Annotated in this window: 17 protein-coding genes; 11 read left to right on the top strand and 6 right to left on the bottom strand. The window is 46.0% G+C overall.

The genetic code is table 11. The annotated features are described in order from the left end of the window. Both QUA27_RS10180 and QUA27_RS10175 read right to left on the bottom strand, forming a co-directional pair. Entirely contained in the window at positions 1 to 1509 is a 1509-nt protein-coding gene (locus QUA27_RS10180) for a mechanosensitive ion channel domain-containing protein (RefSeq protein ID WP_333067763.1), read from the bottom strand. A 543-nt stretch (positions 1510 to 2052) separates the two neighbouring features. Then, positions 2053 to 2232 carry a hypothetical protein gene (locus QUA27_RS10175; protein WP_333067761.1) on the bottom strand — a complete coding sequence of 60 codons (180 nt, stop codon included), beginning with the start codon at positions 2230 to 2232 and terminating at the stop codon, positions 2053 to 2055. A 260-nt stretch (positions 2233 to 2492) separates the two neighbouring features. Between QUA27_RS10175 and QUA27_RS10170 the strand changes: the two genes are divergently transcribed. Together QUA27_RS10170 and QUA27_RS10165 are read left to right on the top strand one after the other, a co-directional pair. Beyond that, positions 2493 to 8096, top strand: coding sequence for a PAS domain S-box protein (locus QUA27_RS10170; protein WP_333067759.1), 5604 nt, complete (start codon positions 2493 to 2495; stop codon positions 8094 to 8096). Positions 8097 to 8101: 5 nt separating this feature from the next. After that, positions 8102 to 9430, top strand: coding sequence for a hybrid sensor histidine kinase/response regulator (locus QUA27_RS10165; RefSeq protein WP_333067758.1), 1329 nt, complete (start codon positions 8102 to 8104; stop codon positions 9428 to 9430). Positions 9431 to 9449: 19 nt separating this feature from the next. On the opposite strand, the gene hpsU is transcribed toward QUA27_RS10165, so the two are convergent. Further along, a complete protein-coding gene (gene hpsU, locus QUA27_RS10160; RefSeq protein WP_333067757.1) occupies positions 9450 to 10127 on the bottom strand; it encodes a hormogonium polysaccharide biosynthesis acetyltransferase HpsU in 678 nt (225 codons plus the stop codon). Between the two features lie 55 nt (positions 10128 to 10182). Between hpsU and QUA27_RS10155 the strand changes: the two genes are divergently transcribed. From QUA27_RS10155 to QUA27_RS10145, 3 genes are all read left to right on the top strand, one after another. After that, positions 10183 to 10980: a cation diffusion facilitator family transporter gene (locus tag QUA27_RS10155; RefSeq protein ID WP_333067756.1), complete on the top strand. Its 798-nt coding sequence runs from the start codon at positions 10183 to 10185 to the stop codon at positions 10978 to 10980. A 367-nt stretch (positions 10981 to 11347) separates the two neighbouring features. Then, positions 11348 to 12172: a sulfotransferase family protein gene (locus QUA27_RS10150; RefSeq protein WP_333067755.1), complete on the top strand. Its 825-nt coding sequence runs from the start codon at positions 11348 to 11350 to the stop codon at positions 12170 to 12172. A 178-nt stretch (positions 12173 to 12350) separates the two neighbouring features. After that, a complete protein-coding gene (locus QUA27_RS10145) occupies positions 12351 to 16940 on the top strand; it encodes a DUF4347 domain-containing protein (protein ID WP_333067754.1) in 4590 nt (1529 codons plus the stop codon). A 129-nt stretch (positions 16941 to 17069) separates the two neighbouring features. On the opposite strand, the gene QUA27_RS10140 is transcribed toward QUA27_RS10145, so the two are convergent. After that, positions 17070 to 17987, bottom strand: a complete 918-nt coding sequence (locus QUA27_RS10140) for a glycosyltransferase family 2 protein (protein ID WP_333067854.1) — start codon at positions 17985 to 17987, stop codon at positions 17070 to 17072. On the opposite strand from QUA27_RS10140, the gene QUA27_RS10135 reads away from it, so the two are divergent. Continuing rightward, entirely contained in the window at positions 17914 to 18126 is a 213-nt protein-coding gene (locus QUA27_RS10135) for a hypothetical protein (RefSeq protein ID WP_333067860.1), read from the top strand. The genes QUA27_RS10140 and QUA27_RS10135 overlap by 74 nt on opposite strands. A gap of 1 nt (position 18127) precedes the next feature. On the opposite strand, the gene QUA27_RS10130 is transcribed toward QUA27_RS10135, so the two are convergent. Then, on the bottom strand, positions 18128 to 19099 hold the full coding sequence (locus QUA27_RS10130) for a glycosyltransferase family 2 protein (RefSeq protein ID WP_333067753.1): 972 nt from the start codon (positions 19097 to 19099) through the stop codon (positions 18128 to 18130). 186 nt (positions 19100 to 19285) lie between these two features. On the opposite strand from QUA27_RS10130, the gene cobU reads away from it, so the two are divergent. From cobU to QUA27_RS10115, 3 genes are all read left to right on the top strand, one after another. Beyond that, positions 19286 to 19861, top strand: coding sequence for a bifunctional adenosylcobinamide kinase/adenosylcobinamide-phosphate guanylyltransferase (gene cobU, locus QUA27_RS10125; RefSeq protein ID WP_333067752.1), 576 nt, complete (start codon positions 19286 to 19288; stop codon positions 19859 to 19861). 278 nt (positions 19862 to 20139) lie between these two features. After that, positions 20140 to 20562, top strand: coding sequence for a hypothetical protein (locus QUA27_RS10120; RefSeq protein ID WP_333067751.1), 423 nt, complete (start codon positions 20140 to 20142; stop codon positions 20560 to 20562). Positions 20563 to 20639: 77 nt separating this feature from the next. After that, positions 20640 to 22709, top strand: coding sequence for an ABC1 kinase family protein (locus QUA27_RS10115; protein ID WP_333067750.1), 2070 nt, complete (start codon positions 20640 to 20642; stop codon positions 22707 to 22709). A gap of 79 nt (positions 22710 to 22788) precedes the next feature. Here QUA27_RS10115 and QUA27_RS10110 read toward each other — a convergent pair whose 3' ends face one another. Next, a complete protein-coding gene (locus QUA27_RS10110; protein ID WP_333067749.1) occupies positions 22789 to 23898 on the bottom strand; it encodes a vWA domain-containing protein in 1110 nt (369 codons plus the stop codon). A gap of 322 nt (positions 23899 to 24220) precedes the next feature. On the opposite strand from QUA27_RS10110, the gene QUA27_RS10105 reads away from it, so the two are divergent. Beyond that, positions 24221 to 24403: a hypothetical protein gene (locus QUA27_RS10105; RefSeq protein WP_333067748.1), complete on the top strand. Its 183-nt coding sequence runs from the start codon at positions 24221 to 24223 to the stop codon at positions 24401 to 24403. Between the two features lie 440 nt (positions 24404 to 24843). Continuing rightward, positions 24844 to 25422 carry a Uma2 family endonuclease gene (locus tag QUA27_RS10100; protein ID WP_333067747.1) on the top strand — a complete coding sequence of 193 codons (579 nt, stop codon included), beginning with the start codon at positions 24844 to 24846 and terminating at the stop codon, positions 25420 to 25422. Positions 25423 to 25744: the final 322 nt, after the last annotated feature.

Below are 25744 nucleotides of genomic sequence, written 5' to 3'. Positions count from 1 at the left end.
TTAAACACTAAAGAGATTTGTTAGCCGTTTTCTCACCCATTCTACAGGATTTTCATCCTCTTCTGCTGCATCTACTAATTCCATTTCTCGCAATAATTTTTGTCTCTCGCTTAGTTCTTCTTTGTGTTTGACTATTTCTCGAATAATCTGTTCGTATAAATCCGGTCGTTCAGTTAAAACTTTCTGGAAACCTTCTTTATTGATGGCAAACAAAATTGTTTCTTCTAAAGCTCTCACAGAAGCAGTTCTGGGGATTCCCAGCATCAAAGAAAGTTCCCCGAAAAACTGACCAGTGCTGAGGTTATTCAGGTGTTTGTCAATAGCTTCCACAAAAACTTCGACTGAACCTGAAAGAATCATGTAAAAAGCATCTCCCGGGTCGTTTTCGTGAAATAAAAATTCTTGCGATCGCAGCCGTTTGCGGTATCCAACTTCAATCAATTGGCGCAATTCAAGATCCGTCAGATTTTCAAAGTATTCCACCTCTCGCAGCAAACAGCTAAGGGACGATCGCTGTTTCAGTTCCTCAAAAATTGGCATTTTTTGCTTATTTTCCGAGGAACTGTCCGTCGTGTCAATTGCAGTTTCTTTTTTGTTGAATAACGACAACAAAAATTCGGGATTTCGCAAATAAATTTGTCTGTCATTGAACGGAAAGTCGATTTTCTGGTGGCGAAAATTGTACTCGATCGCAAAATTTAAAGCACTTTTAATTACTTCTCTTTCAGTCGGCTTGTCCGTCCAAACTAAAAGTTCAAATTTAAAACTATCATCGCCAAACTCGACAAACAATACTTTTGGATTCGGTTCGTATAAAACTCCCGCTTCCGCGTAAGCAATATTTAACAGAGTTTCTGTCACTAACAGCGGGTTACTATTCTCCGCTACTTCTACGGGAACTCGCAGACAGAGTAGCGAGTTTTCGTAACTCCAATTAACAATTTGGTTGCTAATCATTTTGCTGTTGGGAACTATGACGCTGGAGTCCTCAATGGTTTGGATGATTGTCGATCGAATCGAGATTTTTTTGACTATTCCCATTAATCCTTCTAGTTCTACAAAGTCTCCGACTTTCACGGGTCTGTCTAAAAGCAGCGTTAAGCCGCTGACAAAATTAGTTGTTAAATCTTGGATGCCAAAGCCAATTCCGACTCCCAGCCCCCCCGCAACTACTGCAAAAGAAGCGAGGTTGAAGCCAATGCTTTGGATGGCAACTATCACCCCCAAACCTACTATTAAATACCCAATAATTACTGCGATCGCTTCCCGATTTCCCTCGTCAATTCCCAGTCTGACAAGCAAGCTTTCCTTAAGAAAGTTGGTAAAATATCGTGCTATCACAAGGATAGCCATAAACAATACAATCAGTTCCACCAGTGACTGCAAGGATACAGGATTTTCACCTATTTTAAATAGGGTAGCGGTAAATATTTGCGAAATCTGTGTGAATACTTCTTCTGGTATTGTATTTAATTTAAATTCAGGCCCTAAGGTTGTTTGTGTTGTCATTTTTCAAGGGGAGTAGTAAAAAATAAAGTCCTCAGTACCCAATGTAAAAATAAAATACTGAACTCGCAATCATAAATTTTAACCTATTTTTAGGGGCAAAAAAAGTGAAGTCGTAACATAGAGATGTGGTTGCTCATACTACGCAGTTCTCCCTATTGCCAATTTTTAGGATACCTGGTCTTTGCAGGCCTGCGGTTAGTGTGCCACTTTTGCGCCATCCAAGAGCAAACTCATCTATTATTAAAGCGATCGCTCTGCTAACTTTAGTCAACATTAACTCGATTCGAGTTTATCATACTCTCCACTAATTTTTTTTGAAGTCCCGTTATCAACTTAAGCAGGGATTATTGAATGACTCTTTAAGTGGACAAGTCAAATATCCAAGTATTACAATGACTTTAACTGGTGGGAGACATATTGCTATTACTCTGCTAGTTGCGTGCGTTTTGTGTATTTATAAGTGAAAATTTAACGGATATAGCTAAAATTGATAACGTTCCAAGAATACTTGGCATTCTACCGACATGGAGGACAAACTATAACTTAATCACATTTGTCAATCAGTAAAATTACTGAAAATACTTGCTTGTTCAGGAGTGGAAAATTGGCGGTTTGGGGTTGGGTAGAAATAAATATGGCGCGAGACATGATTGCTCGATCGCCCAAATCTAAGTTCTCCACCCAAAACCTGAGTAAATGCTGAGCATAATTGCTGGTTGGCAAACGCTTCCCTAGCTTATGTTGTCACCAAGGTTCTACCAATAGGATTGATTAGGAATAGAATTGATGAGCAATAGAGCTGCTTGGCGATACATCCGAAGAATTAACCGCTATTGTCGCCAGATATACATATATCGCCGATTGAAAACCGAATGGTCGCCCTACTGAACGTTTTCTTCAGTACCCAAATAGGAAACAAGGAAAACCTTGCGATCGCAATTGGAAAGAAGTTTTAGAATAATAGCTGAAATGCACGAGCCAACATGAGCAAATTCCCACCAGAGAAAACCCAACCGCAACAGCAAGAGAGCACAACAGCAGAGAGATTGCGACAGGCTCACTTCGACGCTTTTTTTGCAGGTGCCAACGCCGGACTGCTGATTTTTGACCGCCAACTCCGGTACGTCCAAATTAACGAAGTTTTGGCCCAGATGAATGGCGTTTGTGTGGCAGACCATATTGGTAGGTCAGTGCGTGAAGTGCTGCCAGAATTGGCTCCGACTGTGGAACCAATGCTGCAAGGAATTCTGGATACGGGCAAGCCCATTCTCGACCATGAATTAGTGGGTGAAACGCCGAAAGAACCAGGAATCGTGCGCTACTGGCAAGGATCTTACTATCCTTTGCGGGACGAAAATGGCTTGGTTTTTGGTGTTGGTGGGATTGTAATTGAAATTACCGATCGCAAGCTGGCCGAACAAAAGCAGGCAAGACTGACGGCAATTTTAGAAGCAACTTCCGACTTCGTAGGGATTGCGGATGCAACAGGGCATAACGTCTACCTTAACAAAGCCGGACAGAAAATGATGGGGGTAGCTCCAGAAGAGGCACGCTCTCCGTTTAGTGTAGATTTTGTATTAGCTCCCTCGGCAACGACAAAATTCCAAAATGAAGTCTTTCCAACCGCCTTAAGAGAGGGTAGCTGGGCTGGTGAAACCGTGTTTTTGTCACGCGATGGGAAAGAAATTCCAGTTTCCCAAGTTTTAATCGTCCACAAAACGGAAACAGGCGAAGTCGAGTTTGTTTCCACTATTGCACGGGACATTAGCGATCGCAAAAAAGCAGAGGAAGAACGGCAATTGCTCGCTACAACGATCGAGAACAGCCGTGACTTTATTGGCGTTGCCTCAATGGATGGTCGCCCGATGCTACTGAATCAGGCTGGTCTGGATTTGGTTGGACTCAGTAGTTTGGACGAAGCCAGAACTAAACACATTACCGACTTCTTCATACCAGAAGATTTGGACTTTGTACAGCAGCGTGTTCTGCCTACTCTAATGCAAGAGGGGGGGTGGCGGAGTGATTTCCGCTTCAGAAATTTCGTGACAGGTCAACCCATTGCGGTAGACTACACCCTATTTCTGGTCAACCATCCAGAGACTAATGAACCCGTAGGGATTGCCACTATTACGCGGGATATTCGCGATCGCAAAACCGCAGAAGATGTCCTCAAACAAAGCGAAGAACGATTTCGTTCTTTAATGGAAGCCACTGCTCAAATTATTTGGATCTGCAATGCCGACGGCGAAATGGCGATCGAGCAACCTACTTGGAGTGCATTTACAGGACAGACATTTGATGATTACAAGGGAGGCGGTGGGATCAACGCTATCCATCCAGACGATCGCTCGTCTATGCTCGCTGTCTGGTTAACTGCTGTTGCCAATCGATCGTTCTATGAAATTGAATTCCGTATGCGCCGCTATGACGGGGAATATCGCTACATGAGTTGTCGTGGTGTACCAATTCTGAATGCGGATGGTTCAATTCGGGAATGGGTTGGGGCTAATACAGATATTACCGATCGCAAACAAGCTGAAGAAGCTCTGCGCGAACAGCAAGCTGTGTTGCGAGATCGCAACCTCTTGCTGAGTTCTATTTTGGAAAGTACGCCAGACATAATAGTTGTTAAAGACCGGGAAGGTCGATATGTTGCCCTTAATTCGTTTGTGGCAAACTCCTTCTTTGACGGTAAACCCATAGAGGAGATTGTGGGTAAAGATGATTCGGAACTGATGCCCCCGGAGGCCGCCGTTCCAATAATGGCCAAAGACCGCGAGATTATGGAAGCAGGCACTACTGAAACCTACGAAGAAGAAATTTCTAATGGTGAGCGCAGCAATTATTTTTTAACCACAAAAGCCGCTTGGCGGGACGGTCAAGGCAATATTCTCGGTATTATCGCCATAGCGCGAAACATTAACGATCGCAAACAAGCTGAAGCCCAGATGCGCGATCGTAATGCACTGCTAAACTCTATTTTGGAAAGTACACCCGACTTCATTGTCGTTAAAGATCGGGAAGGGCGTCATGTTGCCCTTAACTCCAATTTGGCAAACTTCATAGGCAAGCCAATTGAGGAAATCATCGGCAAAGATGATTTGGAATTACTGCCGCCTGAGAGTGCCCGTGCAATTATGGCGAAAGATCGTCAAGTCATGGCAGCAGGAATCACTGAGACTTACGAGGAAGATGTCTCTGACGGTGAAAAAATCGCGACTTTTTTCACTACAAAAGCTCCTTGGCGAGATGCTAATGGTAATATCTTGGGCATCATCGCTACCACACGAGATATTACCGATCGCAAACAAGTCGAGCAAAGACTCCGCCAAACCTTAGAAATACTAGACTTAGCCAGTAATAGTATCATGATTAAGGATATGGATGACCGCATCACATACTGGAATCAAGGTGCAGAAAAGCTCTATGGTTGGACAAAAGCGGAAGTAGTAGGGCACCACATTCACACATTATTGGAAACCGTCTTCTCTCAACCGTTAGAAACCGTAATGGCAGAGTTTTTCCAGCAGGGAAGTTGGGAAGGAGAAGTGCAGCACACCACCCGTGACGGTCGGCATATTATTGTGGCAAGTCGCTGGACTTTACAGCGCGATGGCGAAGGAAAGCCTTGTGCCCAACTCGAAATTAATAATGACATTAGCGATCGCAAACAAGCCGAAGATGCTATCAAACAAAGCGAAGAACGCTATCGTTCGCTAATCGCTGCTACGTCCCAACTTGTCTGGACAGCGGATGCTGAAGGAAGATGCGTGGATCAACCGGCTTGGAGAGCTTACACCGGACAAACCGAAGCTGAGATGGCTGATGGTTTTGGCTGGTTAGATGCAATTCACCCGGACGATCGCGAACGAACGGCTCAGGTGTGGATGGAAGCAGTGCAAACGCGAAGCCTGTATGACACAGAATATCGAATCCGGGGAGCGGATGGAAACTATCGTTATTTTCAACTTAGAGGGGTACCAATTCTGGATGAAGATGGCAGCATCCAAGAGTGGATTGGCACTTGTAGCGATATCCACGATCGCAAACAAGCGGAAGATGCTCTCAAACAAAGCGAAGAACGCTATCGTTCGCTAATCGCTGCTACGTCCCAAATGGTCTGGATAACGGATGCAGAAGGAAGATGCCCAGATCTACCAACTTTCAGAGCTTACACTGGACAAACTGTAGACGAAGTGGTTGGTTTTGGCTGGTTAGATGCAATTCACCCGGACGATCGCGAACGAACGAGTCAGGTGTGGATGGAAGCAGTGCAAACGAAAACCCTGTATGACATACAATATCGAATCCGGGGAGCGGATGGAAACTATCGTTATTTTCAAGCTAGAGCGGTGCCAATTCTGAATGAAGATGGCCGCATCCAGGAGTGGATTGGCACTTCCAGCGATATCCACGATCGCAAACAAGCGGAAGATGCTCTCAAACAAAGCGAAGAACGCTATCGTTCGCTAATCGCTGCCACGTCCCAAATTGTCTGGATATCGGATGCTGAAGGAAGATGCCCGGATCTACCAAGTTGGAGAGCTTACACCGGACAAACCGTAGACGAAGTGCTTGGTTTTGGCTGGTTAGATGCAATTCACCCGGACGATCGCGAACGAACGGCTCAGGTGTGGATGGAAGCAGCGCAAACGAGAAGCGTGTATGACATACAGTATCGAATGCGCGCAGCGGATGGAAACTATCGTTATTTTCAAGTTAGAGGGGTACCCATTCTGGATGAAAATGGCAGCGTCCGGGAGTGGGTTGGCACTTGCACCGATATCCACGATCGCAAACAAGCCGAAGATGCGATCAAACAAAGCGAAGAACGCTATCGTTCCCTAATTCTTGCCATCTCCCAAATTGTCTGGACAACGGATGCTGAAGGAAGATGCCAGGATTCGCCGAGTATGAGAGCTTACACCGGACAAACGGAAGCTGAGGGGGTTGGTTTTGGCTGGTTAGATACAATCCACCCGGACGATCGTGAACGAACAGTTCAGGTGTGGATGGAAGCAGTGCAAACGAGAAGCCTGTTTGAGATGGAATATCGAATGCGCGGAACGGATGGAAACTATCGTTATTTCCAAGCTAGAGGGGTGCCACTTCTGGATGAAGATGGCCGCCTCCGGGAGTGGGTTGGCACTTGTATCGATATCCACGATCGCAAACAAGCAGAATTCGTAATGGCAAAAGCCAGGGAAGCCGCAGAAGCAGCTAGTCGGGCCAAAAGTGAATTCCTTGCTAACATGAGCCACGAGTTGCGGACTCCGCTTAATGGCATCATGGGCTACGCGCAGATTCTTCAGCGTTCCAAAGTCTTGAATGAAGAAGAGCGATCGCGCATTGATGTCATTTATCAGTGCGGTTCCCATTTACTGACCTTAATCAATGATATTCTCGATTTGTCGAAGATTGAAGCACAGAAAGTGGAACTCATGCCCACGGATTTTCATTTCCCGGCGTTCCTGCAAGGTGTCGCAGAAATGTGCCGTATCCGAGCTGAACTAAAGGGAATTCAGTTTCATTTTCCATCAAGCCCCGAACTCCCGATCGGTATTCGTGCGGATGAAAAACGCTTGCGACAAGTGTTAATTAATCTTTTAAGCAACGCTATTAAATTTACGGATAAGGGCACTGTTACTTTTATAGTCAGTTTTGCCACAGAAGAAAAAATTCGCTTTGAAATACGCGATACAGGTACCGGCATTGCACAAGATCAACTCCAAGCTATCTTTCAGCCCTTCGAGCAGGTAGGAGATCGCAGGCGGCAGACGGAAGGTACGGGATTGGGACTGGCAATTAGCCAAAGGATTGTAGAACTAATGGGCAGTACCATTCAGGTTAAAAGTGAGATGAATGTTGGCAGTATTTTCTGGTTTGATGTCAATCTATCTCAAGCCGATGAATGGGTAAAAACATCTCAAATCGACCATCGTGGGCAGATTATCGGCATCAAAGACCGCCAACCTAAGATTGTGGTTATTGATGACAAATGGGCTAACCGTTCGGTAATTAGCAATTTGCTCAGTCCGATCGGCTTTGAGGTGTCTGAAGCCAACGATGGGCTCGAAGGCTGGGAAAAAATTCTGGAGGTACAGCCAGATTTAATCGTTACCGACTTACTAATGCCCGAACTAGATGGCTTCGAGCTAATTAAGCGGGTTCGAGAATCGGAAAATTTCAAAGACATCATCATTATTGTCTCTTCGGCCAGCGTATTTGAAACCGATCAATACAGAAGTTTAGAAGCAGGAGGCAACACTTTTATTCCCAAACCTGTTCAAGCCACGGAACTCCTGCAAAAATTACAACAGTATCTTGATTTGGAATGGATTTATGAAGCTAATGAAGATCCACGGGCGAGAGCCTCAGACACCGATGAGCTAATTGCCCCGCCTGCTACAGAAATGGAAATGCTATACGAGCTGGCTATGGAAGGAAATTTCCTAGAAATAGTTAAGCAAGCGGTATTGCTTGAAGAAATAGACCCAAAATACATTCCTTTTGCTAAAATATTGCATCAGATGGCAAAGGACTTTCAAGACGAAGAGATTATAACGTTTATTCAGTCCTACAAGTAAGGTTTATGAATTCTGAAATTCAAGCAAACGGTACAATTCTTATAGTTGATGACAATTCAGCCAACTTAGGTGTATTATCTGATGCCTTAAGCCAAGCAGGATTTGAAGTTCGGGTTGCGAAATCTGGAAAAATGGCACTAGAGCGAGTTAAATATGCTCTACCAGATCTAATCTTACTAGATGTCATGATGCCAGAGATTGATGGATTTGAAACCTGTCGTCGATTACAGGCTAATCCAGAAACTAAACAGATTCCCGTTATATTTATGACTGCGCTGTCGGATACGGCTAATAAAGTTGAGGGGTTTAAGCTTGGGGCTGTAGATTATATTACCAAACCCTTCCAACAGGAGGAAGTATTAGCTCGCGTCAAGCTGCATTTAAAGCTTCATGTTCTAGCTGATAAATTAGAAGAAAAAAATACCTTATTGGAGCAGAAAGTTTTAGAAGTAAGCCAAGCCTATGAAGATTTACAACAAATGCAACTTAAGTTAATCCAAAGCGAGAAAATGTCCGGCTTAGGGCAAATGGCCGCTGGGATTGCTCATGAAATAAACAACCCTATAAATTTCATATCGGGCAATCTGGGTTATGCCCAAGAGTATGCTCATAACTTACTAAAAATTATACACCTCTATCAAGAAGATTATGTAAATCCCACCCCTCGGATTCAAGCAGCAATGGATGAAATAGAACTGGAATTCGTGGAGGAAGATTTTATAAAAGTTCTTAACTCAATCAACTTAGGAACGCAGCGCATCCAGGAAATTGTCAAGTCTATGCGAATCTTTTCTCGCCTAGACGAGGCTGAGGTGAAAGCTGTAAATATTCATGAAGGAATTGATAGTACACTCACCATCCTGCATCATCGTTTAAAAGCAAAACCAGAGCATCCTGAGATTGAACTAATAAAAAAGTACGGTCAGCTTCCACCAGTAGAATGCCATGCCGGACAATTAAATCAAGTGTTTATGAATATTATTTCCAATGCCATTGATGCTTTAGATGAATCAAATCAGCAGCGTTCCTTTGCAGAAATCAAACAACACCCGAACCGAATTCAAATTTCTACACAAGTAATTGATGAGAATTGGGTGGCTATTCATATTAGTGACAACGGTCGAGGAGTTTGCGAAACTTTACAACCGAAAATATTTGATCCTTTTTTTACCACCAAACCGATCGGTAAAGGAACTGGGTTGGGGTTATCTATCAGTTACCAAATTATCGTTGAAAAGCATGGCGGCAGATTATACTGCCAGCCTGGATTAGGAAAGGGAATAGAATTCGTCATTGAAATTCCAATTAGGCAGCAAGCTTGTAAAGCTGCTTAGTTTCCCGGTGCAATGTCTCTTATGAACTTTGGTTAATTTCTCGCCGATAGCGGGGACGACAAGGTGTTCCTGTGCAAATAAAGCCTGCAGGCATATTTTTAAAGACGCTGCTGCGAGCTCCAATTAACGCATTTGCACCGATTTCGACACCTGGGCCAATGAAGCAGTCGGCGGCAATCCAAACGCCGTTATTAATGATTACAGGTCCTGTTATTAAGCTAAAGGCTGGGTCTTGAGGGTCATGAGTACCGGTGCAAAGGTAGCTTTTTTGAGAAATGACGCAGTGTTTGCCGATCGCAATTCGATCGAGACTGTACAATACAACATCATCTCCGATCCAACTGTAGTCTCCGATTTCAACTTTCCAAGGATAGGTAAAACGAGCCGTGGGACGAATCAACACACCCCGACCTATTTTCGCTCCAAATAACCGCAGCAAGCCGCTTCTGATGCCGTTAAAAGGGTGTGGAGTGAGAGGAAATGCGATCGCCTGCACGAACCACCAAAGCAAAATTAGCCAACCAGGCTTTCCCCGATCGAACTTTGATTGGTTGTACCGCCGCAAATCAACCAAAGATTCGCCTGTTAAAATATTTGCCTGGTTGTCGCTAATTGAACGATCGTTTATTCCCGAATTTGGGGAATTTGCGATCAAATTTTCCGGATCTTGGTTCGGATTTGGTATATAATCGGTCATTGATAGTTAATTTAATGTTTAATTTAAAATCGAGTTTAACCTTAAGGGCTGCTGCATGACATTTCTAGTTAAGGAAAATTTTGACTCTGAAAACGCCAAGGATACCGCACAATGCGAGAATATAAATCCCAGAATTGGCAAAGTGCGACTTTTACAAACAGCATTGGTACTGCTTAGCAGCTTTTTTGTAGCAGAGTTAATCGCCGCACTTAATTCTCATAGTTTGTCCCTACTAGCAGATGCGGGTCACGTTTTTTCGGATGTAGCAGCTTTAGCAATAACTTTGACAGCGACTTGGTACTCCTCAGTCAAACGCAAAAGTAAATCCGTAGATTGTACGATCGCACAATCGTCAATCCCTGAACGAGGAGAAATCATTGCTGCTTTAATTAATAGTATCAGTTTAGTAGCGATCGCCCTGTGGATTGCAGCAGAGTCGATCGCTCGTTTGCAGTCCCCAACTCCCGAAGTAGAAGGGCTGCCGATGTTAATTACCGCCATAGTCGGTTTAAGCATCAACTCAATCAATGCTTGTTGCTTGCATTCCTGCTGTCACGGCGACTTGAACCTCAAAAGCGCGTTTCTGCACGCCGTGGCAGACATATTTTCGTCGGTTGGAGTAATTTTAGCGGCGATCGCCGTGGCGTGGCTGCACTGGAATTGGGCTGACGGCTTGATTAGCTTGCTAGTATCAGCATCAATAATTTTATTAACTCTACCATTGCTAATAGAAAGCATCCAATTGCTGCGAGGAAAAGTATCAGCAATATCCGCAATTCAACAAGGTTGCGATTGCGAAAAAGTGAGCGCACAAAAATTGCTTTTTCCATCCCTCGAAGAACTCATCAAATAACATCTCTTCATCTGCGTCCATCTGCGTATATCCGCTGACATCGGCGGTTAAAATACCTAAGTAATTAACAAGGGCGATATCTAGATTGTAAAGATATCATAAACCTTATTATCTGCTCATCACAAAGACAAAGATCCGACTTTTCCGACTTTACGATCTGACTTTTCCGACTTTACAGAGGCAGGGGCCCGAAGCAATGATTAGAGATAAGGAAAGCCAACCCACGATGTCTAGATTGTAAAGATATCGTAAACCTGGATGTTGTATTACGAACTGTTAAAGAAAAATCTGCTATAAAAGATATGTCTTTAGTATGATACATTGAAGTTATATTTATGTTTAACTCACCCATTCCCACGCGAGGCCAGTGAAAGCCCACTTCATATCAGGATTACCGCGATCGGGCTCTACTTTACTGGCAGCATTACTCCGGCAAAATCCGCGATTTCACGCCGCCATGACCTCCCCTGTCGGGGGTTTAGTGGAGCGAATGTTGGAAGCCATGAGCGAAGATAATAATGAGTTTTCCGTGTTCATTTCCTCTGAACAAAAACGGGCACTGATTATGAGCATCTTTTCAGCCTATTACCACCCCCAAGCTGAAAAAGAAGTGATCTTCGACACCAATCGTCTTTGGTGCAGTAAATTGCCATTAATTCGGGAACTATTTCCCGAAGCAAAAGTCATCTGCTGCGTCAGAAACATTGCTTGGATTATGGATAGCATTGAGCTACTGATTCGGCGCAATGCCTTTGATGTTTCCAGGTTATTTAATAATCCAGCGGAACGGGCTACAGTTTATAGCCGCACGGAGGCATTAAGTCAAGGTTCCCGTTTAGTTGGTTATGCTTATAACGCTCTTAAAGAAGCATTTTACAGCGAACAGAGTGCATCTCTTCTACTGGTAGATTACGACCTATTAACCATAAAGCCGGCTAAAACAATGTCGTTGATTTATCAATTTCTCGACGAAGAGCCTTTTGAGCATGATTTCGAGAATGTTCAATATCAAGAACCGGAATTTGATAATAAACTGAAAACACAAGGATTACATCAAGTGCGTGCTCAAGTCGAGTTTAAACCGAGAAAAACGATTTTACCCCCCGACTTGTTTGAGCGATTTGATGGCTTATCTTTTTGGATAGATTCAACAAATAGTCGTGCTAGTGCGATTGTAGCGAAAGCTCAATAAACCGCAAAACCTTAGCCTCGATCCCCCCTAACCCCCCTTAAAAAGGGGGGAACCGGAATATTCTCTAAGTCCCCCTTCTTAAGGGGGATTTAGGGGGATCGAGACTCGGCTAAAAACGAGATTTTCACCCCCTGCCGGACTTAAATGTAAACCATAGATATCAAGGATTTCAGCAATTATGAACTCATCCACCGCCCACAAACAAATTATTTTTGTTGACTCTTCTGTACAGAATTATCAAAACTTGATAGAGGGCGCAGATGCTAACGCCAAAATAGTTGTTTTAGATGACAAGCGTAGTGGCATTGAACAGATTACCCAAGCACTGGCTAGTGAAAGTGGCATTGAAGCTGTTCATGTAGTTTCTCACGGCAACCAAGGCAGTTTAAAACTCGGTGCAGACGTACTTAATGGGAATGACCTCGAAAATTTCAACACTCAGCTAAAACAGTGGGGAAATGCTCTGACAGAGAACGGAGATATTCTACTTTATGGATGCGATGTAGCCGCCACAGAAACTGGCAATAATTTTGTCAAGCGATTGAGTGAACTCACAGGTGCAGATGTCGCAGCCTCTAACAACTTGACAGGAAATGCAGCTAAAGGAGGCGACTGGGATTTAGAAATAGTAACGGGCCAGATTGAATCCGCCGTGCCGTTTAATCGGCAGGCGATGGAAGATTATGACTATACACTGGCTAACTTTGATGTCACAGAGGCAAGGGATTCTGGTGCTGGCGATGTAGCAGGCACATTAAGCAAAGCAATTTTAGATGCGAATGTCGCACCAGGGGATGACACCATTACCCTTACCACAGATGTCAACTTTGAAGGAATTCCGAATCAGCTAATTGACAGCAATATTGCTTTTATTGGTGGCGGTTTCACAGTCTCGGGAAGTAATGCATTTCGCCCCTTCTTTGTGAAGTCTGGAACCGTCAGTTTCACCAACATGACCATGAGCTTTTGTTCCGCCCGGGGCGACTCTGGTGGTGGTGGGGGAGCAGGTATGGGGGGTGGCTTGTTTGTTTATAACGGCACAGTCAGCCTGAATTCTGTCACCTTTTCTAATAACTCTGCCATTGGTGGAAACGGTAGCACTTCTATCGAAGGTGGGGAGGCTAGTGTTCTGCCTTACAATTCGGCTAATGATGGTGCCACCGTTGTCGGCGACGGCGGTAGATTCAGAGACGGTGGCATCGGTCGCGGCGGCAACGCCGGCTTCGGCGGCTGGGGCGGCCGAGGCTTCGGCGGCGGTGGCAGCAACGGCACCTACGGCAGCTACGGTTACAGCAACGGCTTCGATGGCGGCAACGGCTTCGGCGGCAACGGCGGCTTCGGCGGCTGGGGCGGCCGAGGCTACGGCGGCAACGGCGGCTACGCCAGCAGCATCAGCTACGCCGACGGCAACGGCGGCAACGGCTTCGGCGGCGGTGGCGGCTTCGGCGGCGGTGGCGGCTTCGGCATGGCCGGTGGCAGCGGCGGCAACATCGGCAGCCCCCGAGGCGCCGGCGGCAGCGCCCGAGGCTACGGCGGCGGCGGCGGCTTCGGTGGCGGTGGCGGCTTCGGCCTAGGCTACGGCGGCGGCAGCGGCGGCAGTGGCGGCTACGGTGGCGGCGGCGGCAACGGTAGTGGCGGCAACATCAACGGCAGCTTCGGCAGCGGCGGCGGCAGCTTCTTCGGCAGCGGCGGCAGCGGCGGCTTCGGTGGCGGCAGCGGCAACGGTGGCAACGGCTACGCCGACAACGGTGGCGACAGCGGCGGCGGTGCGGGTATGGGGGGTGCAGTATTCATCCGTCAAGGTAATCTCATCCTTAACAACGCCACATTTACCGACAACACTGCTACAGGCGGCACGGGTAGCAACCCCGGTCAAGGCAAAGGTGGGGCCATTTTTGCCATGCGTTCTCTCACCAACACCAATGGCAACAACCAAGGAATGCCCACCGCGCTACCTACTGTCACGTCATTTGGAGCAACTTTCACCAACAACACCGCAGCCAACCAAGCAGGCACTCCTGCTGCCACCACCCCCGCCAACGGTGTCGGCAGCAGCCAAGACAATAACGATGTTTACGGTACGATTTTAGGCAGCCCCCCCGTCAACCTCTCACTCAGCAATAACGCAGGCACTGAAGCAGGAACAACCGCCATCACCGTCACCGCCACCGTTGAGAGTGCCGTGGAGGGCGCTCAAACCGTTGACTTAGGCGTAGCAGGAACAGGTATCACCTCCGGCGACTACAACCTCAGCGGCACAACCATCACCATTCCCAGCGGACAAACTACGGGAACAGTTACATTTACAGTTGCCGATGATGCGTTAATTGAAGGAAACGAAACTGCAACTTTAACCATTAGTAATCCTTCGGCTGGGATATTGTTGGGAGCCAACACCAGTCAAAATATTGCGATTACTGACAACGACTTCCCCAACGTCAACCTCTCACTCAGCAGCAACACTGGCACTGAAGCCGGAACAACCGCCATCACCGTCACCGCCACCGCAGAGAGTGCCGTTACAAGCCCTCAAACCGTTGACTTAGGCGTAGCAGGAACAGGTATAACCTCCGGCGACTACAACCTCAGCGGCACAACCATCACCATTCCCAGCGGAGAAACTACGGGAACAGTTACATTTACAGTTGTCGATGATGCGTTAATTGAAGGAAACGAAACTTCCACTTTAACCATTAGTAATCCTTCGGCCGGGATAGTGTTGGGAGCGAACACCAGTCAAAATATTGCGATTACTGACAACGACTTCCCCAACGTCAACCTCTCACTCAGCAGTAACACTGGCACTGAAGCCGGAACAACCAGCATCACCGTCACAGCCACCGCCGCCGCACCTGTAGTCGGCAACCAAACCGTTGACCTCGCCTTAACTGGAGATGCCACGGCTGCTGATTTCACCGGCAACATTCCCACCCAAATTACCATCGCCGATGGAGCAAGCAGCGGTTCTGTCACCTTCACCATTACCGACGACCAAATTGCCGAAATTGACGAAACTGCCAACCTAACTATTAGCAATCCATCGGCAGGCTTTCAATTAGGAACCACTACCACAGGTAGTTTTTCCATCACCGACAACGACACCGCTGGAATTGATATCCTCCCGATTAGCGGCAATACCAGCGAAGTCGGTGGCCAAGCCACGTTTGACATCCGCTTAACCAGCCAGCCTACAGCAGATGTCAGCATCGGGATGACTTCTGATAATACGGCTGAAGGTACTGTAGATAAACCGAGTTTAACTTTCACTTCGGCTAACTGGAATACTCCCCAAACCGTCACCGTTACCGGAGTAAATGACTTAGTAGTAGATGGGAATGTTGCTTACAACATTGTCACTGCTGCTGCTACCAGTACGGATACTAATTACAGCGGTGTTAATGCGGATGATGTCGCAGTCACTAATATTGACAACGACACCGCACCTGTACCCGCGCCCTCACCGACACCATCGGTAACACCGACACCATCGGGAACACCGACCCCAACGGGAACACCGACCCCAACGGGAACACCGACCCCAACGGAAACACCGACCCCAACGGGAACACCGACACCAACGGAAACACCGACCCCAACGGGAACACCGACACCAACGGGAACACCGACACCATCGGTAACACCGACACCATCGGTAACACCGACACCAACGGGAACACCGACACCATCGGTAACACCGACACCATCGGTAACACCGACACCATCGGGAACACCGACACCATCGGTAACACCGACACCAACGGGAACACCGACACCAACGGGAACACCGACCCCAACGGGAACACCGACACCATCGGTAACACCGACACCATCGGTAACACCGACACCATCGGTAACACCGACACCATCGTTAACACCGACACCATCACCATCGGGAACACCGACACCAACGGAAACACCAACACCATCGGTAACACCGACACCATCGGTAACACCGACACCATCGGTAACACCGACACCAACGGGAACACCGACACCAACGGGAACACCAACTTTAAACCAACCTAACTCAATTGAAAACACCATACTTGGTGTATCGGGAATTCAAATAGGCACTGCCCAAAACGATGAATTTCTCGGCACTAACAACGGCAATATATTCAATGGCAAATCCGGGGATGACAACTTATATGGTGGTGCCGGCAATGACATCTTTAATGGCAATCAAGGCAACGACTTCATCACCGGAGGCAAAGGTGACGACATCCTCTATGGAGAAGAAGGAAACGACATCGTTCTTGGCGAGTCGGGCAACGATTTAATCTTCGGAGGCAAAGGCAATGACTCGTTATATGGCGGCAAAGGCAATGACTCGTTATATGGCGACAAAGATGATGACTTCATCGATGGCGGCAAGGATAATGACGTTTTATATGGAGGCAAAGGTAACGACATCATCCTTGGTAGTCAAGGTAATGATACTCTTTACGGAAACCTAGATAACGATACTCTCACGGGTGGGAAGGGCGACGATATCCTTGACGGAGGCATGGGAAATGATAGTTTGATTGGCGGTAGCGGCAACGATATTTTTGTCTTAAAAGCTGGTCAAGGATTTGACACGATCGCTGATTTTACCGTCGGTCAAGATTTGATTGGATTAAGCGGTGGTTTGAGTTTTGGTCAGTTAGCAATAACTCAAAATACTCAGGGAACTCTCATCAAAAATGTCTTGACAGGGGAGCAGTTAGGCGTGATGATTGGAGTGAGTGCCAATGCGATTACATCTGCTAATTTCAGGCTGATTTAAGGAAAGGAAGGAAAAGTGCGATCGCCCATTCGATCCAAAAGGGTGAGCGCACTTAACCCTAATCAACATTTATCTGCGTTCAGCGGCGTCAATCCGCCGCCATCTGCGGTTAAAATTTCATACCTACTATTACGGCAATTTCACTTCTGTCTCTTGACTGATAACTACTGGTGGCGACAGAGGCGGTTGAGATTCGGCCACATTCAACTGACCGCCACAACAACGCAATTCATAAAGTTTTGCATTAATTTGATACTCATATTGACTCAATAACCTTGCATAAATATAGCCAGCTTTCCCATCCAAAAAGCCGAGCTGAATGAAGTAAAATAACATAAATCTGAGCAGAGGTTTAAAAGGCAGCCACACCCAAACTTTTTTGAGAAAGCGTTTCCGCTGCACTGCATCTCCAAATAGGTGAGCGCCAATAGTGCCGCTGTCGTCGCGCCCTTCAATAATATTGAAATAAACACGAGCTTCCCAATTAGAATAGCGGTTGTGCCGTTCTATCCAGTGAAATAAATCGCGGTAATCCTCGTGGATCATGTCATTTTTTAAGTAGCCGACTTGACCAGCTAAAATGACGTGTTCGTGAACTTCGTTGTCGCCAGTATTGGGGACAGATTCAGTGCCGAGATTTTCGTAACGTCCTTTTTGATGCTTGAACAAACGCAAATTCCAGTCGGGATATCTGCCGCCGTAACGCAGCCACTGGCCTAAAAAGAAGACTTTGCGGTTGAGGTAGTAGCCGTCAAAATTGGGGTCTTCGATCGCCTGCGCGATTTCGTCCCAAAGTTCCGGCGGAATGCGCTCGTCGCAATCGACAATTAATACCCATTCGTTGCGAAAGGGCAGATTGTCCAAAGACCAATTTTTCTTTTTCGGCCAGCGGTTGTCGAAGTAGAATTGCACTACTTTTGCGCCGGTGCTGATGGCAATTTCTACCGTGCGATCGCTGCTTTGGGAATCAACCATGAAAACTTCATCCGCCCTGGCAATGCTGGCCAGACACGCAGGTAGATTAAGTTCTTCGTCTTTTGCCGGAATGAGAACTGAAACCGGAATCTTGGATGAACTAGATGTCATAATCGAGTGCTTGAACCTAAATGCGGTCGAGTTTTGGTGGATGAAGTGCGATCGGCACAGCGGCGCCGACGACTTGAGCAGCGAGGGATATTGCCTATAGCCTAATGCCTGCTGGTAGATTTCGGTGCAAAAATTAGCCCGCGGATGGCTGCGCTCAAATAACCGATTTGACCCCAGGCAAAAACGAAATTTTCAAAGCGCAGCCCTGGATCTCTAATATATTTAAAAGACTTCCAGACACCCCTCAAGATTCTTTCACCCCCCCGCCCAAGCTGAGCAATACCGGCTCGATCGGACAATTGTTCGCGATAACACTCGCTGATGCCTTGCCACCACCCGCGCTCTAGAAACCAAGCTTTGTTGAGCCGTTCTGTGGCGACATGGTGAAGCACCAGGGCCTCCGGTAGATAAACTACTTGCCAACCTAGCTCTAATGCTAATTCTGTGGCGCGCAATTCTTCATTTGACAGCAACTTTTTGCCGACTCTACCAAGTTTGACATCGAAGCCGCCAATTTTTTCGAGAAAAGCGCGCCGGATCGAGTAGTTTACACCCCTGGGAGTCAAACCGGCAGCAGTCACGTACAGATAAGTATTGCCTAAATCGTAAACTCCCAAGTTCTGGGCTAATCCCGGTGACAGCCATGCGGGCGGGCTGACTCCAGAAGGCCAGAGCAAATTGACTTTGCCACCAGCTACGGCGAGTTTGTGATTGCTTTGATAAGCGCTGTGTAGCACTCTGAGCCAATTCGGCTCAGCAATAGCGTCGTCGTCGAGATAAGCTAATATTTCGCTGCGGGCTTGCTTAGCGCCGGTGTTCCGGGCTACTGACAGACCGATTTCGGGTTCCCAGACGTACTTGAGGCGCCGATCGCCCTGTCTTGCTTCTACGATCTCGCGGGTGCGCGAAATCGAACTTTCGGGGCTTGCATAATCGCTAGAAGCGTTATCCACTACTACTACTTCAAAGTTGTCGGGAAAATCCTGTACCAGCAAGCTGTCGATCGCCTCACCTAAATAGGCGGCGCGATTGTGGGTGCAAATAATCGCTGATATCTGAGGATGATCTGGCATAAATAACAGCTTGGGAAATACGGGAGTTCTCGATCGACTTACTCTGATATTGTCTCATCAATGCTATTATCGCTTAAAAAGCATTTGGTAGTTGGCCGTTTAAATGATCATTGGTAATTGGTAATTGGTAATTGGTAATTGTGTTTAATCATTTGTATCTGACTAATGACTGCTGACTAATAACTAATGACTAACTCAGAACCCACCACATCGAGACAATTAATCTTAGTAACTGGGCCTGCCCGAAGTGGCAAAAGTGAATGGGCCGAAACTCTGGCGGCGGGTTCGGGCAAACAAATAATCTATGTGGCTACCAGTCGCGTTGATGAAACGGATTTGGAGTGGCTTCGTCGCCTTGAACAGCACCGAAATCGCCGTCCAGTTGATTGGACAACTCTAGAAGTGCCGATCGAATTACCGGCAGTTGTGCGGGCCAGCCAGCCCTCAGATTGCTTGTTGATTGATTCCCTGGGAACTTGGACGGCAAATCTTTTGGAACAAGAAGCTGCTGTTTGGGCGACTACGCAGCAAGATTTGCTAGCTAGTTTGAAGTCGGCGGCGGCTGATGTAATTTTGGTAGGGGAAGAAACCGGATGGGGTGTTGTGCCTGCTTATCCGGCGGGGCGGCTGTTTCGCGATCGCCTCGGCAATCTCGTCCGCCACATCGGGGCGATCGCCGATACTGTTTATCTCGCCACCGGAGGCTACGCCTTGGATCTAAGGGCTCTGGGTACCCCGCTGCCGCCCGTAGCGAAAAATTAACAGCCGGAGTCGCGATCGACAAGAGAGAAAACATATCGGTTTTCCGGTGGACAATTTTAACTGAAACTTAGGTATAATATTAACTAAGATTGAAAACTCAAGAGTTACATAAATTAGTCAAAAAACCGACTCTTGAGGGGGGGAATGCCCAACAATGTGACATGAGAAATAGCAAAATTTTGAAAGTATGTAAAAGCTAAAATGTCTCTTAAGAAAGAGTGCTAATTTCAAATTCAAAGTCTAAAATAATCAATTAGTTGAAGGGTTGACTAAAAGTTATGGCATCAGATAGTGAAGTAAGAAAATATATTGCTTACTGGTTTCAGTTAGGCAAAAAAGTATTAATTCGCAACGGTTCCGAAGCGCTGCTGCCCAAATCGGTAAATGCGGGCGATCGCTACAGCCAGGAATTTGAAGAGTGCTGGCAAAAAATCATCTCCCGCGACAGCGGAGACTGTTACCTCGAAGGCACAAACGAAACAATTGGGCAACTGCTGACACCAGCTTGGGAAATCAGTCCCTGCGCGCGCTGCGCTATGCCCGTAGTGTTCAAACAAACCGGAATGCCCCCGGAGTTCTGTCCCTGTAACGACTTACCGAACTGGCCCGATACCGAAATGCCCCAACCCCGATCGCCCGTCAGCAGCCAATCGCAATTGTCAGGCATTCGCGATCGACTCAAAAGATCCAGCGGCGAGTAAGTATATAAGAAGGAAGAAGGGTCTTCTTCCTTAAATTGTTACAATATATTTACAATGCTTCACACTAGGTCTGATTTATGAATGTCAAGACAGTATCGCCAGCCTCCCCGCAAACTTATGTAAATTCAGGGACTCAGGCTGTACTCGGCAATTTCCAAGATGCAAATACAATTCCCCTGCAAGCAGTACCAGTATCACTAGAGACCGAGGTCGTAACGGGCGATCGGCTCAAATCAGCCAGAGACATAGCTTTCGAGTTGGCCGGAGATGCTGTTCGGTACGATCCAGTGGCGATCGCAGCCGAGTACCGAAATCGACCTCTACAAGTCTGGGGAAGGCTGTCGAGCGTTGTTTGGACATTTTTTAGCTTTGCCTTCAGTGTGTGGTTCGACGGCAAAACAGGTCGTACCGCCACCAATCAAAAGCGTCGCGCCGTCCGACTGCGAGAAATTCTGGCCCAACTCGGCCCAGCTTTCATCAAAATTGGACAAGCACTCTCAACACGGCCCGACTTAGTACCGCCAGTATATTTAGAAGAACTAACCACGCTGCAAGATCAATTGCCAGCCTTTCCGAACGAAGTAGCATATCAATTCATCCAAGAAGAATTGGGCGCCCACCCCAAAGACATCTACGCAGAAATCAGCCCCGATCCGATCGCAGCAGCGTCTCTCGGACAAGTCTACAAAGGCAAACTCAAAACCGGAGAAACAGTCGCAATCAAAGTCCAGCGACCGGGTTTAGCCGAAAACATCGGCTTAGATATCTACATCCTGCGGCGCGTTGCAGTTTGGGCACAAAACAACTTCAAAGTAATTCGCAGTGACCTCGCAAGCATTATGGACGAGTTGGGTGAGCGCATTTACGAAGAAATGGACTACACCCACGAAGGTCAAAATGCCGAACGGTTTGCCAAACTCTACGGCCACATCAAAGACATTTATGTTCCCAGCATCTACTGGGAATATACCCGCCGCCGCGTCTTAACAATGGAGTGGATCACCGGCATCAAACTTACGAATTTAGAAGCCGTTAAAGCTCAAGGAATCGATGCTCCTTACTTAATTGAAGTGGGGGTGCAGTGTTCTCTCAGACAACTCCTAGAACACGGTTTCTTTCACGCAGACCCGCATCCAGGCAATCTTTTGGCAACTCCTGACGGTCAATTGGCTTATCTCGATTTCGGGATGATGAGCGAAGTTAAACCTTATCAGCGATACGGCTTGTTGGAAGCTGTGGTGCATTTGGTGAACCGCGACTTTGAAGGTTTAGCAAAAGATTATGTCAAGTTGGAGTTTTTAACGCCTGACACCGATTTAACGCCAATTATTCCAGCTTTGGCGGGGGTATTTAACAATGCTTTGGGTGCTAGCGTTGCCGAACTCAATTTCAAAAGCATTACTGACGAGCTTTCGGCGGTAATGTACGAATATCCTTTCCGGGTTCCAGCTTACTATGCTTTGATTATTCGATCGCTCGTCACCTTAGAAGGGATTGCCATCAACGTTGACCCCGAATTCAAAGTGTTGAGCAAAGCTTATCCTTACGTTGCAAAACGGCTGTTGAGCGACCCCGCACCGGAATTGAGAGCATCGCTGCAAGATTTGCTGTTCAAACAAGGCGAATTCCGCTGGAACCGCTTAGAAAACTTGCTCAACAATGCCCGCGAGAGCGAGGATTACGATGTCAGCAAAATCTTGAACCAGGCATTAGAATATTTATTTTCCGAAAGAGGAGATTTCATTCGCGATCGTATTGTCCTGGAATTAGTCAAGAGTCTCGACACACTTTCCAGCAATGCTTTCGCTAACGCCAAATCTGTAGTCGGCGAATGGTTTGGAGTCAAGGCAAATCAACCTGTGGTTTCACCAACTGAACAAAAAAACTTAGAACACATCAAGCGGATTTGGGATATTTTGCAATCAACTCCCGGTTTTGACACGATGAAAGTATTGCAGCTAATTCCGCAGTTGTTGGTGAAACCCGAAGTGCAGAACATGGGCCAGAAAGTAGTCGGCGGTTTAGCTCAAAGAGCAGTTGCTAGGGTAATTCGCGAATTTTTGCTTTCCTCCGAACCCGCTGCGATTCCTGAGAATGCAAGCTATCCTAAAACTTCGCCTCAGTTGTCTTTACCTGCTGCGAAGTAGTTTGATAGGGCTTTTTCTTGACCGCAGATATTAGCAGATAAACACAGATGAACGCAGATGAAATTTCGTCTGCGTTCTTTTAATTAAGCTTGAATCCTTTAGCGGCTAACTGCTGGCGGAGACTCTGAATCATCACGCGATCGAGAGTATTTTCACCACTATTGGTACTAGATTGGCGCTGTTGTTCAATGTATGCTGTACGCTTTTGAGATAAGTCGCGAATCGTCTTTTTAATCGCCTCTCTTTCGGTTTTCTTTCCAGCGACATATGCTCTTTTTTCTGTTAGCGTCATCCCTCGCATGATTTCTGGTAAATTATCATCTGATATTGCCTCTAGTTTAACGGTTCCGTTTTCGAGGGCATCCAGCAAGTCCCAAGAAGAATTATCATAGTATTCAGAAGCTTTGGACGCACTACGCAAAACTGTATTGCTGCCAGCATTACTATCTTCAACTGCTTGACGTTGTTGTCCTATTCTTCCTTCTCTACCGTAGGGAATGTAGGTTTGATTGAGTTTAGTATTCCAAGTAGAAATTTCGTCGTCGTAAGGGGACTTAATTACCACAATTTGTTGGTTTTGATTAATGTTGAAGCTACTGCCTTTTGCTAACTCTGCTCCTGATGCCCAAAGTCTTCGCTCCTGACTTTCGGCTGAACCACAGTAAATTGTATTAACGAGAGTATCTCCTTTGACAGCGAGATTGACAGATTGATTCCAAACTATTGGACCTTGATCGAATGGTTCATTACCCGCAATAAAAATCACGCGAAAATCTTCCTGATTTTTACTCCAGTTTAATTCTTGCATTGCCGAACGAATTACCCAGCCAGCATATTCTTGACCGCCGTTGGTTTTGATACTAAATAGCTTTTCGGAAACTAAATCTAATTCAGGAGTAAATCCAGTTAATAATCTGACAAAACCTTCTGAGGAAGGTAAGCTGTCATTACCATAATGGTAAAGGGCCACCTCTAAATCTGGCACTTCGCCATCTTTGGTTACTTTAGTTAAAAAATTAACAACTTGCCAAAGTTGAGTACGAGTCTGGTCAATCAGTCCATCCATGCTATTACTAGAATCTAAAAGGATGGCTATCTGAATTTTTGCTTTGGCGAAAGCTGCTGTGGGAAAACACAAAATACTTAGGGTTAATGCTGTAGTGAATAACTTTCGAGCTAGTTTTTTCATGGAATTTCCCCTAAAAAATGATTTTTTTTCCAATTATAGTCAGTGGGAAATGGATTTAGTCACTGGTGTCAAGTTACTTGTAACAACATTTTACATTTTTCAGAAACGGGCAAGATGCCCGTTCCACAAAAGTTATTAGTAGGGTGTGTCAGCTATGATTATTTTCGGTTTAAACTAAAAATCTAATAGCTGACGCACCACACAAAACTCAAGGTGCGTCAGAATTATATTTTGGGTGATGATTCATAATTTCGCAACACGCACCCTACCACTATTCGCAAAAAACTCGGTTTCTGGGCACTAATGAGAAAATATTGGTAAGATGGTAATCCTCGGTATTGAGACTGGTGATTGCGAAATTGACCAAAATGGCTTGCACGCATCAAATAGTGTCAATGAAAAACATCCAAATGCTCAATTATTTGGAATTCGCATTGGTGACAACGTAGCAGATTCTCTTGGTGGCGTGATGGATTGGTGTAAAATAAAAGTCCGTTTGTTCTAAAACACGTCGGTCATGGATGGTGCTTTATGTCTCACGCTAATCTAGACGATTGAGAATTCAGATCGTTTCCTCGGAGCAAAATCATCCAATGCTAACCCTAGACCAGCTTATTTCCGAAGCAACTGCCCTACCCGATACCGCCAAGGCTATCCTCCTCGACAAGATCCTAGAAAGCATGACAGAACAGATCGAGATGTTTTGAACGAGGGGTACAGAAAGCTCAAGACCGCATTGCCGAGATTGATAGTGGCACAGTCCAATCCATTCCAGGCGATGTTGCCTTGGCACAAGTTCGACAATTGCTAGGAAAATGAAAGAGGATCGTAAATCTCACATCTCCAAGCTCAAATCGAGGTAACTTACGTAAGTTTACCAGATAGTGTCACTTTTTATCGAGTTGTGAGTTGGTATTATTAACTTTTGATTAATGGAGTATTGTGATGATAGCAGCACAAGATAACGATCGGCACTTTACACCGGAAGAGTATTTTAGTTGGGAAGAAAAGCAGCTAGAAAGACACGAACTGATCGGTGGTCGGGTTTATGCGATGAGTGGTGGAACGCAAAATCATAGCGCGATTAAATTAAATGTTGGTAGTTTAATCAGAACGCAGTTGCGGGGAAATCCTTGTCGTGTTTTTAATTCAGATTTAAAGATTAACATTCTCAATACACCCAACTATACCTATCCCGATCTAAGCGTGACTTGTGACGATCGAGATAGGGAGCATCCTCTCTATATTACCTATCCCTGCTTAATTGTGGAGGTTTTATCGGATAGCACCGAAGCTTACGATCGAGGTAAGAAGTTTGAGAAGTATCGCCGCAATCCGAATCTGGTTGATTATGTGTTAGTCAGTTCGGATGAAATGGCGATCGATATTTATCATAAAAATGATGCTGGTGAATGGGTGATTTTGAGCTATCGGGAGGGCGATCGGGTTGAGTTTCAAAGTATCAATCTAAGTTTGCCTATCGAGCAATTATATGAGGAAATTATTTTCGATCTACAGCCCTAAATATACGATCCTTACAGGTTATATTTTAGAGGCAATTCTGGTAGAGCCATTCGAGCGATTTTTCAGAGGAGGTAATTTTTGATGAAATTATGTGAGGATTTGGCGATCCGTAAGGTTAATTCCAAAATCTCAAATCTCAAATCGATAGAGGTAATTTACATAAGTTTACAAAATCGTGTCACTTTTTCTCATCAGCAGGGCGATCGGGGTGGTTTATTTTTTGCGTCAAGGCAGACAACAAGCTGTTCAGAATGTTCGGAGTTAAAGCGCAGATGTGCGGGATAAGCCAACTAGGAATAGTATTGTACCGCATCTGCGACAC

The sequence above is a fragment of the Microcoleus harperi Pol14_C6 genome, assembly GCF_036701295.1.
GTDB lineage: Bacteria > Cyanobacteriota > Cyanobacteriia > Cyanobacteriales > Microcoleaceae > Microcoleus.
The sequence above is the reverse complement of the archived record's forward strand: the minus strand, read 5'-3'. Positions and strand labels throughout refer to the sequence as shown.

Coding starts and splice junctions, on each gene's coding strand:
- QUA27_RS10170 (WP_333067759.1), top strand. CDS start 2,493: ATGAGCAAATTCCCACCAGAGAAAACCCAACCGCAACAGCAAGAGAGC.
- QUA27_RS10105 (WP_333067748.1), top strand. CDS start 24,221: ATGGTAATCCTCGGTATTGAGACTGGTGATTGCGAAATTGACCAAAAT.
- hpsU (WP_333067757.1), bottom strand. CDS start 10,127: ATGACCGATTATATACCAAATCCGAACCAAGATCCGGAAAATTTGATC.
- QUA27_RS10145 (WP_333067754.1), top strand. CDS start 12,351: ATGAACTCATCCACCGCCCACAAACAAATTATTTTTGTTGACTCTTCT.
- QUA27_RS10110 (WP_333067749.1), bottom strand. CDS start 23,898: ATGAAAAAACTAGCTCGAAAGTTATTCACTACAGCATTAACCCTAAGT.
- QUA27_RS10115 (WP_333067750.1), top strand. CDS start 20,640: ATGAATGTCAAGACAGTATCGCCAGCCTCCCCGCAAACTTATGTAAAT.
- QUA27_RS10155 (WP_333067756.1), top strand. CDS start 10,183: ATGACATTTCTAGTTAAGGAAAATTTTGACTCTGAAAACGCCAAGGAT.
- QUA27_RS10120 (WP_333067751.1), top strand. CDS start 20,140: ATGGCATCAGATAGTGAAGTAAGAAAATATATTGCTTACTGGTTTCAG.
- QUA27_RS10100 (WP_333067747.1), top strand. CDS start 24,844: ATGATAGCAGCACAAGATAACGATCGGCACTTTACACCGGAAGAGTAT.
- cobU (WP_333067752.1), top strand. CDS start 19,286: ATGACTAACTCAGAACCCACCACATCGAGACAATTAATCTTAGTAACT.
- QUA27_RS10165 (WP_333067758.1), top strand. CDS start 8,102: ATGAATTCTGAAATTCAAGCAAACGGTACAATTCTTATAGTTGATGAC.
- QUA27_RS10180 (WP_333067763.1), bottom strand. CDS start 1,509: ATGACAACACAAACAACCTTAGGGCCTGAATTTAAATTAAATACAATA.
- QUA27_RS10130 (WP_333067753.1), bottom strand. CDS start 19,099: ATGCCAGATCATCCTCAGATATCAGCGATTATTTGCACCCACAATCGC.
- QUA27_RS10135 (WP_333067860.1), top strand. CDS start 17,914: ATGAAAACTTCATCCGCCCTGGCAATGCTGGCCAGACACGCAGGTAGA.